Genomic DNA, 14745 nt, shown 5'->3' on the forward strand with positions numbered 1-14745 from the left:
GTATGTTGAAGCTTAACAGTATTAATAAAAGATTCAAATCTATCGTTGTGGCTGATAATGTCAATGTTCAGCTTGAAAATTGCACATACGGCTTGTTGGGCAGAAACGGAAGCGGCAAAACCACTTTGTTGCGGTGCATAACCAAGATAGAAAAACTTAACGGCGGAAGCATCACTTATTCAGACGGCGTTAAAGAAACAAATGATTATTTGACTCACATTGGCTATCTTCCGCAAAATTTTGAGATTTTTAATGAACTTACTCCGTATGAAGTTTTGCAGTTTTTTGCAAATTTAAAGGATTATGGCATTACAAATGACGAAATCAACAATCTGTTGAAATCACTTAATCTTTTTTCTAAAAAAGATACTGTTGTAAAAAAACTGTCGGGCGGAATGAAACGAAGACTCGGAATTGCACAGGCATTGATAGGAAATCCGGACATTGTTTTGCTTGATGAACCGACAGCAGGTCTTGACCCTGAGGAAAGATTGAATTTTAAAAATGTTGTCAGAGAAATAAAAAAAGACAGATGTGTTGTTCTTTCAACGCACATAATAACCGACATAGAATCCTTATGCGACAAAATATTGATTCTCTCAAACGGGGTTATTACACAATTTAACTCTTGTGACGAATTGGCTAATGTTGCAAACGGAAAAGTTTTTGCAGTCAACAGCGCTGATGATATCGATGCTCCTTTTTATTCAATGGGAACGATTTATATTGACGGCAAGACATATGAAAAAGTTATTTGTTTAAACAAAATTGATGCTTTGCCGCTTGCTCCCACAGTAGAGGATGGTTATATATGCTTTATAGAAAATCTGAGTTGAAAAAACACAAATACTTTCTGAAATCCATTCACGGATTATGGATTCTGCCCATAGTGATAATTAACCTGATTGTGCCGTTGTTTGATTTTTTTATATATAAGTTAAATAACAACGATATGGTAATAGATATAGAAAAAATTATTTTTTTCTTTTTTCCGATGTTTTCTGTATGGACAGGTGTTTTTGTGGCGGAAATATTTTTCTCAGAAAAAACTAAAGATGTGTTTTTCTTTTACGGCAATAAAAAACGATTTGAAACTACGATAGTGTATTTTTTGTGCTTTTTGATTAATGCTTTGGCAGTGATACTTTTGCATTTTTATTGCATAGATGATTTGATTGGGTTCTTTTTTAAGATTTTAAGTGTAGCTGTGTTTTATTACGGATTATCTATGTTTGTAATGTTTTTTTCAAAATCCGCACCGATAACTATAATGGTTTTGTTGTTATACGATTTGATAAACACTTTTGTCAGCAGTACCAACGTCTTTCTTTTGTATGAAAATTTTGAAATCTTGACTTTGAAAATGTTTTTGACCAATTATTTTCCGTTAATAATCGTAGCGGTCATTTTTATTGCCGTTGTGTTTAAAGACGGTAAAAAAAGCACCGATTGCCGATAACAATTCTCTCAAATATGTTTGTTTTACAATCTATAAAAGCACTTAAACAAACGATATTGATTTGATTTGGAGTAATATAAAAGCAATCCTCCTATGGCGGTTCAAATATACCGTAGGAGGATTGTTTATTTGATTTTATCAGTACGATTCAAAACTTTAATTTTGGGCAATCCTGTTTTGATAAGTTGAATATTTTTAAGTTAAATAATCGCTCACTGAGCGAACATAAGAAGTATTAATAAATTACAGTCTTTGGTTATTGTAATATTTTTCAAAATGCAGTATTATATTATTAGGTAAAAGAAAAACGATTTTTGGAGGCTGTACTTTGAGAGAACTACTTTTAAACTCTGATATAACCGATACGGGAGGGTTTTTATTAAGGATTTCGTTGGCGATTATTCTGGGCGCTATTATCGGCTTGGAAAGACAGCTGACCCGCCACAATGCAGGAATTATTACTAACATAATTGTGTGTGTCGGTGCTTTTTTGTTTACCTCGTTTGGATATTTGGTTCAGGGTCCGGATACAGATTTGACTCGTATTGCCGCACAGGTTGTCAGCGGTATCGGCTTTCTCGGTGCCGGCTTGATTATAAGAGAGGGTGCAAATGTAAGGGGACTGAACACAGCCGCTACTGTTTGGACAAGTTCTGCAATCGGAATTCTTTGTTGCCTTAATCAACTAAAATATGCCGTTGTTGCGGCATTAGCAATTGTAGTTGTTCACTTGGTGATTCATCCATTGTCGGATAAAATTGACAAAGCTCGTAAATATGATAAATCCAAAAAAGAAAACAGAGAGAAGTTTTATAAAATCACCGTTGTTTGTCCCGAGGAAGCGGCACTTGAAATCAGAAAAAACATTATGTCTATCATCAAAAACGAACCGAATGCGTTGTTGCATAATTTGGAAACAATTGACGGCGAAAATAACGAATCGAAAATCAAGGCTTTTATTACAACTAAAACAAACAACGATTATTTGATTGAAAACATATTAACCAAGGTCGGAAAGGCTGAAGATATTATTTATGCCGGCTGGAAAACGGTTGAGGATTGATTTTTCAATTTTGGAACACAACATTTTTTAAGAAAACAATATAAAAACATTAATTATAAAGGAGAACGCTATGGACACTGAATTTGTTTTGTACGGTTTTGATCTTCCTTGCGGGTTGATTCACGACCAAAAACTGTCGAATGTTAAGGTGGAAAATGACACTATCGTGCTCACCTTTGATATTGAATTGTATCCGCAGAATTATTCGGACGATACTATTTATAATCAATACAAGGATTTCAAGCATTGCGATATGATTATTGAGATGCCTGAATGTTCAAACCCAAATTTACAATTCCAAACCACTGCAAACAGCAAAGGAGAGTTTAAAGGGCTTCAGCTTGAGGTTGATGATTTTGTTGACGCATTGAACAATGCTTCAAGTGCAGAATTTGTTGACTGTTATGTCAGATGCGGTGAGATCATTGTTGATTTGACAATTGAATTTTATGACGCAAAGGGTGACTGCAAAAAATACAAAAAATACACTTGGTGCGTCATTAATACAGAAGCATCAAAGCTCAAATGGAATTGGTACTAATGAAAAAATCCCGATTTTTCGGGATTTCAGACTGTCGATAAAGCCCCTGAAACACGCCAAAATTATTTCAGCGAAACTTTGTAGGGGGTGCGGGTCTCCTGTGGAGACCTCTGCATTTTAATGCAGAAGCACCGACCGAACCGGTAGGTGAGACCGGCTTGCCTATCCCGTAATTTGATAATACTATTTAAAGAAAAGTGCCGCAAACATCGAGCTTACGGCACTTTTGGCATTTTTCGTTTTTTGCTCAGTCGAGGTATCTATATACATCTTCCTTCGCAAGAAAACAAAATTCAGAACCTTTCTCAACAGCCTACAGCGTGTCAAAAATATTTTGTAAAGATAAAGTATATTATAAAACCACTTAATTTATACTTAACCTATTGACATAGTAGGCTTTGAGTAGTATAATTCGATTATACAAAAAAGAAATCGGGTGATTGTATGAAACAACTGCTGTGTTTTGGAGATTCAAACACATGGGGTCTTATACCCAAAACAACAAACAGATATTCTTGGGGAGTCAGATGGACAAGTGTTCTTCAGGAAATGCTTAACAATCGTGATGTCAGAGTTATTGAGGAAGGTCTTTGCGGCAGAACAACTGTTTATGATGATGCTTATCGTAAAAATCGCAACGGTCTTGAATCTTTGCCTGAAATTTTGGAGTCAAGTTATCCTGTTGATGCGGCTGTAATAATGCTCGGCACAAATGATTGCAAGTCTTATTATAAGTCCAATTCATTCAAAATTGCAAAAGGCTTGAGCCTTTGTATTGATGAACTTTCAAAATATATTTCTCCTGAAAAGATATTGATTATATCACCTATATTTTTGGGCAAAGAAGTGTGGAGAGAAGAATACGACCCTGAGTTTGACACAAATTCGGTAGAAATTGCCCACAATTTGTTTGAGGAATATAAAAAAATTGCAGATGAAAAAGGAACAAGTATTATATCTGCCGCCGATTATGTGGAACCGAGCGATGTTGACCAGGAACATTTAACAGAGGACGGACACAAAATTCTTGCAGGTGTTATTTACAATACGCTTGTCGGTGCAAATATAGTGTAATTTGAAACTTCTTCAAAAGTGTAATAATGAAACGTTTTTTATGAATTTCTAAAAATTGCAGGCCGTTTTGTTGAATATATTTATTTTTATTGATATAATGTGCTAAGAAAGAAGGGGTTATTATGTTAATCGCTTACAGTATCATTGCGTGGTTTGCGGCACTTTTTATGATTTTAATAGGAATTTCGCTTGCAAAAGGGAATTATAATTGGCTTCATGGTAAAACTTTTGACAGACTTAAAGATAATGAAAAGGTGCCTTTTGCCAAGGCAAGTTCCAAACCTGTTATATTTTTAGGAGTTGGAATTGCAATATCCGGATTTGTTACTGTACTTTCAAAGTCTTACAATTCTTTGTTTTGGGCAATGGGCGTTGTTGCCGTTATATTGATTATTTATGTGTTCTATATGTACATAGTTGAAAAAAGATTTAAATAAACGCTATTCATTTTTGACGCATTAATTACAATTATTAATGTCGAAATTTGTAGTTTTTGCAAGTTGAATTTAATTCTTATTTATGATTTAATAGAAATATTATAACATATTTATTGATTTGTGACAGATTGTATGGTGAATATCAATGAAAAAGTTTTTATCTCTATTTATTATTGTAGTTTTAGTTCTGTGTTCTGTTCCTATGTGTGTAAACGCTCAGACGATTAATGATAAATTAAGTGACAACATTTCGTATACATTTAACAGTAAAACAGGAAAACTTGTTATAAAAGGGAATGGTGACACCAACGATTATGTTAATTCTCCGTTTGGTTATATCGGAACAAATATAAAATCCGTTGTTATTGAAAAGGGTATTACGGGAATAGGTTCAAGATTGTTTAGAAATTGCAGTTTTATAGAATATATTAAATTCTCCGAATCTGTTTTAGACATAGATGTAACAGCGTTTGACGGCTGTAAAGGCATAAAAGAATTCAGCGTTGATATAGAAAACGAAGTGTATTCTTCTTTTGACGGTGTTCTTTATTCAAAGGATTTATCAAAGCTTATTAAATATCCGTCGGCTAAAAATGATGCAAGGTTTGCAACTCTTAAAAATACAACCACGATTTGTAAGAACTCATTTAAAGGTTCTGTTAATTTAAAAACGATTGCATTATCATCCGAAACCGTAAATATAGAGGAAAATTTTGAAAATCTGGGCATATCTCTTGAATGTGAAAATGAATTGCCTAATCCCGATTCCGCACATTATCACGAACCGATTTATAAAACTGTATATCCCACTTGTTCTGAATACGGGTATATTGAGGTTACATGCAGAACCTGTGATGAAAAGATTATCAATAAGTACATCTGTCCCACTAAACATAAATATACCGAAAAAATTACACCTGCAACCACCGAATCAAATGGTCATATTGTTACGGTGTGTATAGTTTGCGGTCATATAAAAGAAGATAAGATAATCAATAAAATAGAAAGTGCGTCCTTGGATTATTCAAGCGTTGTTTATGGTAACCATCAATTTTCGCCGAATGTAAATGTTGTTGATTCAAGCAGTAAATCTTTGGTGAAAAATGTTGATTATGTTTACAGCTTGCCTCTTGGCAGAAGAAGTGTCGGAATTTATAATTACGACATTACATACTTTGGTAATTATAAAGGCACATCAAGATTACTTTTGTTTATTTATCCGCAAAGTCCGATATTTAATAAGATTATTTTAACAAAAACAGGTGCGGAATTATGCTGGAATAAAATATCGGCACAATGTGACGGATATGAGATTCAGTACAGCACCGTTTCAAATTTTATGTCGGATAATCATTATATGACGGTTAATAATAAAAATGCAAAAAGCCTTAAACTTCAAAATTTGAAATCAAAAACAAGATATTATTTCAGAATAAGATCATTTAAAAATGTTACCGAGAGCAATGTGTTCTTTTCTCAATGGTCGAGAACAGGTACAGCTAAAATGTTATAGTACAGTAAAATCCTTCGATTTTTTTCGAGGGATTTTGTTTACTTGACTTTTGCCCACAATATATTGTATACTTATAAAGTATGTATACTTCTTATGGAGGGATTTACTTGGCAAAGAAACAAGAATACGGAAATGAAAGTATTAAATCTTTAAAAGGTGCCGATCGTGTAAGAAAAAGACCGGCGGTTATTTTCGGTTCTGACGGCATTGACGGTTGTCAGCATTCTATATTTGAAATTATGTCAAACTCTATTGATGAAGCAAGAGAGGGTCACGGTACAAAAATTACCGTAACCCGTTTTCTTGACGGCTCTGTAGAGGTTCAGGACCACGGTCGCGGAATTCCTGTTGATTACAATAAAAATGAGGATAAATATAATTGGGAACTTTTGTTTTGTGAACTCTATGCCGGAGGTAAATATGATAACGGCGGAGATAACTATGAGTTCTCACTTGGCTTAAACGGCTTGGGACTTTGTGCTACACAATATGCTTCCGAATATATGGACGCTGAAATTAAAACCGACGGCTATAAGTACAATCTTCACTTCGAACACGGTGAAAATGTCGGAGGTTTGCAAAAAGAGCCTTACGGCAAGAGAGGCGATACCGGAACACGAATCAGATGGAAGCCGGATTTGCAGGTGTTTACCGACATAAATGTGCCTGTTGAATTTTACAAAGAAACAATGAAGCGTCAGGCAATAGTTAATGATAAAATTAAGTTTATCTTTAAAAATCAGCTTACCGCAACTCAATTTGAAACTTTTGAATATTGCTACGAAAACGGTATTATGGATTATGTTACCGAACTTGCGGGCGACAAAGCGTTTACAACTCCTCAATATTGGGAATGCGAAAGAGTCGGTAGGGACAGAGATGATCTTAAGGATTATAAGCTTAAAATCAGAGCGGCTCTTTGCTTTTCTCTTGAAACACAGCTAAAGGAATATTACCACAACTCATCATTTCTTGAGCATGGGGGTGCTCCTGAGAAAGCCTTTAGAAGTGCATTCGTAAATCAAATTAATGCTTATCTCAAATCCACAAATAAATATAACAAAACCGATTCACAAATCACGGTTCAGGATATTGAGGAATGTGTTATTTTTGTGGTTTCGTCTTTTTCTACTCAAACTTCGTACGAAAATCAAACCAAAAAAGCGATTACAAACAAGTTTATTCAAGATGCTATGACCGATTTCTTCAGGAAACAGCTTGAAGTATATTTTATCGAGAATAAAATGGATGCTGACAAAATAGCAGACCAAGTTTTGATAAATATGCGTTCTCGTGTCAAAGCCGAAAAAACAAGGAAAACACTCAAAACCACTTTGCAAACCAAGGTGGATATGACAAACAGAATTCAAAAATTTGTTGATTGCAGGTCAAAAAATGTTGATGAGAGGGAATTGTTTATTGTAGAGGGTGATTCTGCTCTCGGTGCTTGTAAGCAGGCAAGAGATGCCAATTTCCAAGCAATTATGCCTGTAAGAGGTAAAATTCTTAATTGTCTTAAATCCGATTATGATAAGATATTTAAGAGCGATATTATTACCGATTTGATTAAGGTTCTCGGCTGCGGCGTTGAAGTAAAAAGCAAAGCCGCAAAAGATGTTTCAATGTTTGATATGGATTCGCTTAGATGGAACAAAATTATGATTTGTACCGATGCCGATGTTGACGGCTTCCAAATCAGAACTCTTATTTTAACAATGATTTATCGACTTATGCCAAAACTTATTGAAGAAGGCAAAGTTTATATAGCCGAATCTCCGCTTTATGAGGTTACCTGCAAAGACCAAACGTACTTTGCTTATAATGAAATTGAAATGGATGAGATTAAAGCTGAACTCGGCGACAGTAAATATACCGTTCAGCGTTCAAAGGGTCTTGGTGAAAATGAGGCTGATATGATGTCGCTCACCACTATGAATCCTGCTACAAGACGACTTATCAAGGTTACTCCGAGTGATGCGATAACAACAAGCGATATTTTTGATTTACTTCTCGGTGACAATCTTGACGGAAGAAAAACATATATTGCCGATTACGGTCATTTGTACCTTGATGCGGCAGATGTAAGCTAAGGGAGGTTTTCGTTATTATGGCAAGAAAAAAGAACAGAGATAATGAAGTACAAGCCCCTTTGGCTGACAATGTACACATTCAGGATGCCGGCTTGATTAAAGATGAGCAGATAGTAGATACTCTTAAATCAAATTATATGCCTTATGCAATGAGTGTTATTTTATCGCGTGCCATTCCCGAAATCGACGGTTTTAAGCCGTCACACAGAAAACTTCTTTACACAATGTATAATATGGGGCTTTTACAGGGGGGTACAATTAAGAGTGCCAATATAGTCGGAAGAACCATGCAACTTAATCCTCACGGTGATTCATCTATTTATGAAACTATGATTAGATTGTCACGAGGAAATGAGAGCCTTTTGTACCCGTTTGTTGAGTCAAAAGGTAATTTCGGTAAGGCTTACAGCAAAAATATGATGTACGCCGCTTCTCGTTATACAGAAGCTAAATTGGCACCTATTGCAAAAGAACTTTTTGAGGATATTAACAAAGATACTGTTGATTTTGTTGATAACTACGATAATACAATGAAAGAGCCGACTCTCTTGCCGGTTACTTTTCCGTCTATTCTTGCAAATGTTACAACGGGTATTGCCGTTGGTATGGCGTCTTCTATCGCTTCTTTTAATCTTAAAGAGCTTTGCGATACTACCGTTGCACTCATTAAAAATCCTGACCATGATGTGTCGGAAACTTTGCTTGCTCCTGATTTTGTAGGCGGAGGATACATTATTTATAATAAGGAAGAACTTGAACGAATTTACAAAACGGGCAGAGGCTCGGTTAAGGTTCGTGCCAAGTATACTTATGACAAATCGTATAATTGTATTGACATCACGCAAATACCGCCTACAACAACATCCGAAGCGATTATTGACAAGGTTGTTGAACTTGTAAAAACCAATAAGGTAAAAGAAATTTCGGATATTCGTGACGAAACCGACCTTAAAGGTTTGCGTATAACCCTTGATTTAAAACGCGGTGTAGATCCCGATACTTTTATGACAAAGCTTTACAAGCTTACTCCGCTTGAAGATACATTTTCATGTAACTTTAATGTGCTTATTAAAGGCTATCCAAAGGTTTTGGGCGTTTCTGATATTCTTAAAGAGTGGATTGAATTCAGACTTGAATGTGTCAGAAGAAGAACGCAGTTTACCCTTAACAAAAAAGCCGAAAGGCTCCATCTTCTTCAGGGTCTTGAAAAAATTCTTCTTGATATCGATAAGGCAATAAAGATTATTCGCAATACAGAAAGTGAAGCGGATGTTGTTCCTAATTTGATGATAGGCTTTGGAATTGACAAGGTTCAGGCAGAATATGTTGCCGAAATTAAGCTTCGTCATCTTAACAGAGAGTATATTTTAAAACGCACAAAAGATATAGAAACTCTTAAGGCCGAGATTGAAGAACTTCAAGGTATACTTGACAGCAAAAATAAACAGAAGAAGATTATTATTAAGGAACTTAATGATGTTGCCGATAAGTATTCGGGTGAAAGAAAATCCGAAATTCTTTATGAAGTTGAAGAATTTGATGCTTCTGCAGAAGCTGAAATTCCGGATTATCCCGTTACTCTGTTTATTACCAAAGAAGGCTATCTCAATAAAATCAGGACAGCCAATCTTCGTATGTCCGGTGAACAAAAGGTAAAAGAAGGCGATGAAGTTGAAACGACCTTTGAATGTTCCAATAAAGACGAGCTTCTTGTATTTACCGATAAAGGTCAGGTGTACAAGGCTAAGGTAGATGACTTCCCGGATGGAAAGGCTTCCCAACTCGGTGTTTATGTTGCCGGTAAACTTGAAATGGACCAAGACGAAAAAGTAATATATATTTGCGTAATTAAAGAATATGTCGGATATATGATTTTCGTTTTTGAAAACGGCAAGGTTGCCAAGGTTGACATTTCCGCTTACCAAACAAAAACCAACAGGAAAAAGCTCCTTAAAGCATATTCGCTTAAATCTCCGCTTGCTTGTATTGAATACATTGAAGAAGATTGCGAACTCGTTCTTTGTTCTACAAGCGGCAGAATGTTAATTCTTAATACGGGAGCTTTAACTCCTAAATCTTCAAAGGATACGATCGGTGTGTCTGTTATGACTCAAAAGAAAAATCATAAGGTTGAATCAATGCACCATTATACAGAGGGTGAATTTGAAAAAACCTGGAGATTCAGAACAAAAAATCTTCCTGCTGCGGGCGCTTTGCCTACAGCTGCCGATAACACCGATCAAATAACATTTTGATAAATTAAAAAAAGTCTTGCATTATGTATTTTATTATGCTATAATGCAGTAGTTGAAAATTCTAATGGAGGAAATATTATGCTCTGGTATCATTATGTATTCGGTGCAGTACTTATTGTTGCATCAATTATTATTACAATCGTTGTCCTTATGCAAGAGGGCAGATCATCAAACTTGTCCGGCGTTATCGGCGGTAATTCCGAGTCTTACGGCGGCAAATCAAAAGGTATGACTAACGAAAAGAAGCTTGAAAGAGTAACAAAGTGGTTTATTGCATTCTTCTTTGTTCTTGTTTTAGCTGCATTTTTAGTATTTCTTTTTGTATAACAGTTAAGTAATAACCTTGCGTTATGCAAGGTTATTTTTGTTTTGAGGTTTGGTTAAGTTTTGAATTATATTATATTTGATTTGGAATGGAATAATGCCTATAGCTATTCAAAAAAAGGATTTATGAATGAGATTATAGAAATAGGCGCCGTAAAATTGAATGAACGTTTGGAAATTGTTGATACTTTTAAACAACTTATTTTGCCCAAGATTACAAAAAAACTCTCGGGCAGATGTAAGAGTCTTACCAATATTACAAATGAAGAACTGAAAACAAACGGAATTCCTTTTGCCGATGCCATTAAGGATTTTTCAAGATGGAGCAGGGGAGAAAACAATGTTTTTATGTCTTGGAGCAATTCTGATTTGTATGTTCTTACAAACAATTATCAAACATTTTTGGGTAATGTAAATATTGATTTTATTACAAGGTATTGTGATGCTCAAAAATATTGTATGTCTTTTATGGAACGGGAAAACAACAATCAAATTTCTCTTGCCGATTGCGGAAATGCCTTCGGAATTGAAATTGATGTTAAAAAGCTTCACAGAGCCTTAACCGATTGCTATCTTACAGCCGAGTGCTTTAAAAAAGTATTTGACAAAGAAAAACTCAAGAATTTTGTTCACGATTGTGACAGTTCATTTTTTGAGCGACTTATATATAAGCCTTATCTTATTACAAATCCGGTTTCGGATATTTTTAATGTTTATGAGCAAGATATTATTTGTCCCGCTTGTAAGGGGAGTATGGTTAGAGTTAAAGATTTTGAATGTGTAAACAAATCTTTCAGATGTCCCACAAAGTGCAAAAAATGCGGCAAAACATATTGGACAACCATCAGAGCCAAAAAAACATATGATAAGGTTGAAGTTAATCAACGCAGTATCGAAATGAATAGAAAAAAAGCTAAAAAAATAAAGAAGGATTAGTTTTGAAGAAGAAATTTTTTATAATATAAAAATTCTTCTTTATTTTTTTGATAATATATATTATAATATATTTAATATTGCATATAAGGAGGACGGTTTCGTGGCAAATAAAGATTATGATGATCTTCTCGAGTCGTTTATGAATAATTCTCAAAAAGCCTATAATGACGACAGGGAAACACGAAAAAAGAACGGTGGCAAATTGCCGTCTGCCTATAATACATTTTCTAACGGAGACAACAAAAAGGATAAGTCCGGATATGCTGCTTCCGTTAAATCATCCAAGGATAAGAAAAAAAGAACCGGTAAAAACAAAACTCCGGCACAAAAGGCACTCGGTACTTTCGGTAAAATTATTTTAGGTATAGTTTTGGTTGTTGCCGTTGTCGGAATAATTTGTTCATCCGTCTTGTTTGTATACGGCTTTTCCGTTGTACACGGAGATGTGGTTTTCAACCTTGAGGACGAAGCATCAAGTCAAAACCAAACATCTTTTATTTATGGCTATGACGATAACAATAAACTTATAGAAATTACAAGACTTCACGGTGAAGAAAACCGTATTTGGCTTGATAAAAACGATATGACAAAATATATGTCAAAAGCATTTATCGCCATTGAGGACGAGAGATTTGAAAAGCACCACGGTGTTGACTGGAAACGAACCATAGGCGTTATGGTTAAGCCGTCCAACAGCGGACAGGGTGGTTCTACAATCACTCAACAGCTTATTAAAAACCTTACCGATGAAAATGATGTAACATTTATCCGTAAGTTTAACGAAATCCTTTCGGCTCTCAATTTGGAAAAGCATTATTCCAAGGATGAGATAATGGAAGCGTATCTCAATACAATCTATTTGTCACACGGATGTTACGGCGTAAAAACAGCGGCTGAAACATATTTTGGTAAAGAAGTAAAGGACCTTAACATTGCCGAATGTGCTTGTATAGCAAGCATAACCCAGTTTCCGACAAAGTATGACCCTCTTATCAATCCTGAAAACAATAGACAGCGGCAGCTTCGTGTTCTTAAAAAAATGCTTGAAAGAGGATTTATTTCTCAACAAGAATATGACGAAGCTGTTGCATATAAAATGGTATTTACCAACTCTCCTGATTATAAGGGCAGTCAAATTAAAAAGTCTGCTTCTGAAAAGAAGCAAGCCGAAAAAATCAATTCTTACTATACAGACTATGTAATTGATCAAGTTATTAATGACCTTCAAAATTCGGGATACAGTGCAAAAAAAGCTAAAAAAATGATTTACGGCGGCGGTCTGAAAATTTATTCGGCTATTGATTTTGATGTTCAGAACGCTATTGAAGATGTGTATGAAAATTACAGAAAAATGCCGGATGAAACCGTTCAGGGTGCTTGTGTAATTATGGATTATCACGGCAGAATTCTCGGAATGGTCGGCGGTACGGGTAAGAAAAAAGCCAATCGTGTTCTTAACCGTGCATGGCAATCAAAGCGTCAACCAGGTTCTGTTATTAAACCGCTTTCTGTTTACGGGCCTGCACTTGAAAAAACATTGCAGGACGGCGACACCAATGTTTATTGGTCAACGCCTACAAAGGATGCACCGCTTACAAAAATTGACGGAAAACCGTGGCCTACAAATGAGGGCGGCGGATATTCAGGTGAGGTTATAACCGTTCAAAAAGGTTTGGCTCTTTCCAAGAATACAATTTCTGCAAGAACTTTGGATAAAATCGGTACAACCTATTCTTATGAATATATTTCCAACAAGTTCCATATTTCAACTCTTACCGTGCAGGACTGTGACCTTGCTCCTATGGCAACCGGTTCTTTGACTTACGGTGTGACGGTACTTGAAATGACAGCCGCATATCAGGCTTTCGGCAACGGCGGTTATTATTATGAGGGCTACAGCTATTATAAAATTGAGGACTCACAAGGCAATGTAATTCTTGAAAAGAATCCTGAAAAGGATAAGGAAATTGCTTTGTCGGAGAATACTTCTTGGGTTATGAACAAGATGCTTCAAACCGTTATGACCGAAGGTACAGGTCGTTCGTATAAGATTGACGGTGTTGAGTGTATCGGTAAAACAGGTACAACAACAGGGTCAAACGACCGTTGGTTTATCGGTGGCACACCTGAATATATCGGCGGTGTTTGGTATGGATACGATAAAAACAAAGAAGTTGTATATCGACTTTCGGCAAACCCTTCAGGTACAATTTGGAACACAATTATGTCTCAAATTTACGAAAAGAAAGGTAAAAATGTTAAAGAATTCCCTGAATGTGACGGCATTGTTCACAGAGAATATTCTTCAAACGGTACTTTGAGTAAAGGCTCGGGCAGATGGGGCTGGTTTGATGTTAACAACCTTCCGTCAACAGGTTCAAGTGAATATATAAGTGAAAACACAACCTTGAATGACAGAATCCCTGAAGTTTCCACTACAAAAAAACCGGACTTCTATGTGGAAGATCCTACAGAAGCTGATGATGATACATCAGACGGTTCGGATGATTTTGATGATTCTTCGGATGATTATATTGATGAGGATACTGTAAATGAATAATTGACAATAATAGGAAAATCAAATTTGGTTTTCCTATTATTAATGAGGAAATATGAAAATTATGTCAATCGATTACGGAGATGTTAGAACAGGCATTGCTGTTTCGGATATAAGAGGCATCCTTGCTTCTCCGTTGTGCGTTATAAAAGAAAGTTATCAACCTAAGCTTGTTAATAAAATAATTGAACTTATAAACGAAAATAAGGCAGAAAAAATTGTTATCGGTCTTCCGAGAAATATGGATGGCTCGTATGGGTACCGTTGTGATGAATGTAGGTCACTCGGTCAGGCTATCGGCGAAAAAACAGATATAGATGTTGTTTTTGAGGATGAAAGACTTACTACCGTCATGGCACACAATATTTTGTCCGACAACAATGTCAGAGGAACCAAGAGAAAGCAAACGATTGATGCGGTATCGGCTGTTATGATTCTTCAAAGCTATCTTGATAAAAACAAGTAATTATTGATTTGGTATCATCGTATTTTTATA

Annotated in this window: 13 protein-coding genes; all 13 read left to right on the forward strand. The window is 35.6% G+C overall.

The genetic code is table 11. The annotated features are described in order from the left end of the window. Positions 1-2 precede the first annotated feature (2 nt). The 13 genes from Q0E08_RS01910 to ruvX all read left to right on the forward strand — a co-directional run bounded on the left by Q0E08_RS01910 (position 3) and on the right by ruvX (position 14715). Positions 3-836 (forward strand): ABC transporter ATP-binding protein, encoded by an 834-nt coding sequence (locus Q0E08_RS01910; protein ID WP_294775631.1) that lies wholly within the window; start codon positions 3-5, stop codon positions 834-836. Further along, a complete protein-coding gene (locus tag Q0E08_RS01915; protein WP_294775634.1) occupies positions 812-1459 on the forward strand; it encodes a hypothetical protein in 648 nt (215 codons plus the stop codon). The genes Q0E08_RS01910 and Q0E08_RS01915 overlap by 25 nt, the downstream gene beginning before the upstream one ends. 328 nt (positions 1460-1787) lie before the next feature. Beyond that, a complete protein-coding gene (locus Q0E08_RS01920; protein ID WP_294775636.1) occupies positions 1788-2522 on the forward strand; it encodes an MgtC/SapB family protein in 735 nt (244 codons plus the stop codon). A 70-nt stretch (positions 2523-2592) separates the two neighbouring features. After that, complete coding sequence (locus tag Q0E08_RS01925; RefSeq protein ID WP_294775639.1) at positions 2593-3063, forward strand: hypothetical protein; 471 nt, start codon at positions 2593-2595, stop codon at positions 3061-3063. Between the two features lie 444 nt (positions 3064-3507). Then, positions 3508-4137, forward strand: a complete 630-nt coding sequence (locus Q0E08_RS01930) for a GDSL-type esterase/lipase family protein (RefSeq protein WP_294775642.1) — start codon at positions 3508-3510, stop codon at positions 4135-4137. Positions 4138-4259: 122 nt separating this feature from the next. Further along, positions 4260-4574, forward strand: coding sequence for a hypothetical protein (locus Q0E08_RS01935; protein WP_294775645.1), 315 nt, complete (start codon positions 4260-4262; stop codon positions 4572-4574). Between the two features lie 145 nt (positions 4575-4719). Continuing rightward, on the forward strand, positions 4720-6087 hold the full coding sequence (locus tag Q0E08_RS01940; RefSeq protein WP_294775648.1) for a leucine-rich repeat protein: 1368 nt from the start codon (positions 4720-4722) through the stop codon (positions 6085-6087). A gap of 107 nt (positions 6088-6194) precedes the next feature. After that, complete coding sequence (locus tag Q0E08_RS01945; protein WP_294775652.1) at positions 6195-8177, forward strand: type IIA DNA topoisomerase subunit B; 1983 nt, start codon at positions 6195-6197, stop codon at positions 8175-8177. A 17-nt stretch (positions 8178-8194) separates the two neighbouring features. Continuing rightward, positions 8195-10432: a DNA topoisomerase (ATP-hydrolyzing) subunit A gene (locus Q0E08_RS01950; protein WP_294775656.1), complete on the forward strand. Its 2238-nt coding sequence runs from the start codon at positions 8195-8197 to the stop codon at positions 10430-10432. A gap of 78 nt (positions 10433-10510) precedes the next feature. After that, on the forward strand, positions 10511-10759 hold the full coding sequence (gene secG, locus Q0E08_RS01955) for a preprotein translocase subunit SecG (protein WP_294775659.1): 249 nt from the start codon (positions 10511-10513) through the stop codon (positions 10757-10759). Positions 10760-10819: 60 nt separating this feature from the next. Further along, on the forward strand, positions 10820-11692 hold the full coding sequence (locus Q0E08_RS01960; RefSeq protein WP_294775662.1) for a 3'-5' exonuclease: 873 nt from the start codon (positions 10820-10822) through the stop codon (positions 11690-11692). 100 nt (positions 11693-11792) lie between these two features. After that, a complete protein-coding gene (locus tag Q0E08_RS01965; protein WP_294775665.1) occupies positions 11793-14252 on the forward strand; it encodes a transglycosylase domain-containing protein in 2460 nt (819 codons plus the stop codon). Between the two features lie 52 nt (positions 14253-14304). Next, positions 14305-14715, forward strand: coding sequence for a Holliday junction resolvase RuvX (gene ruvX / locus Q0E08_RS01970; RefSeq protein WP_294775668.1), 411 nt, complete (start codon positions 14305-14307; stop codon positions 14713-14715). Positions 14716-14745 lie beyond the last annotated feature (30 nt).

This window comes from uncultured Eubacterium sp., assembly GCF_934561735.1.
Taxonomy (GTDB): Bacteria; Bacillota; Clostridia; order Oscillospirales; family Acutalibacteraceae; genus Eubacterium_R.

Excerpts from the sequence above, each read along its gene's own strand:
- Q0E08_RS01910 (WP_294775631.1), top strand. The coding sequence starts at position 3 with ATGTTGAAGCTTAACAGTATTAATAAAAGATTCAAATCTATCGTTGTG.
- Q0E08_RS01915 (WP_294775634.1), top strand. The coding sequence starts at position 812 with ATGCTTTATAGAAAATCTGAGTTGAAAAAACACAAATACTTTCTGAAA.
- Q0E08_RS01925 (WP_294775639.1), top strand. The coding sequence starts at position 2,593 with ATGGACACTGAATTTGTTTTGTACGGTTTTGATCTTCCTTGCGGGTTG.
- Q0E08_RS01930 (WP_294775642.1), top strand. The coding sequence starts at position 3,508 with ATGAAACAACTGCTGTGTTTTGGAGATTCAAACACATGGGGTCTTATA.
- Q0E08_RS01935 (WP_294775645.1), top strand. The coding sequence starts at position 4,260 with ATGTTAATCGCTTACAGTATCATTGCGTGGTTTGCGGCACTTTTTATG.
- Q0E08_RS01940 (WP_294775648.1), top strand. The coding sequence starts at position 4,720 with ATGAAAAAGTTTTTATCTCTATTTATTATTGTAGTTTTAGTTCTGTGT.
- Q0E08_RS01950 (WP_294775656.1), top strand. The coding sequence starts at position 8,195 with ATGGCAAGAAAAAAGAACAGAGATAATGAAGTACAAGCCCCTTTGGCT.
- secG (WP_294775659.1), top strand. The coding sequence starts at position 10,511 with ATGCTCTGGTATCATTATGTATTCGGTGCAGTACTTATTGTTGCATCA.
- ruvX (WP_294775668.1), top strand. The coding sequence starts at position 14,305 with ATGAAAATTATGTCAATCGATTACGGAGATGTTAGAACAGGCATTGCT.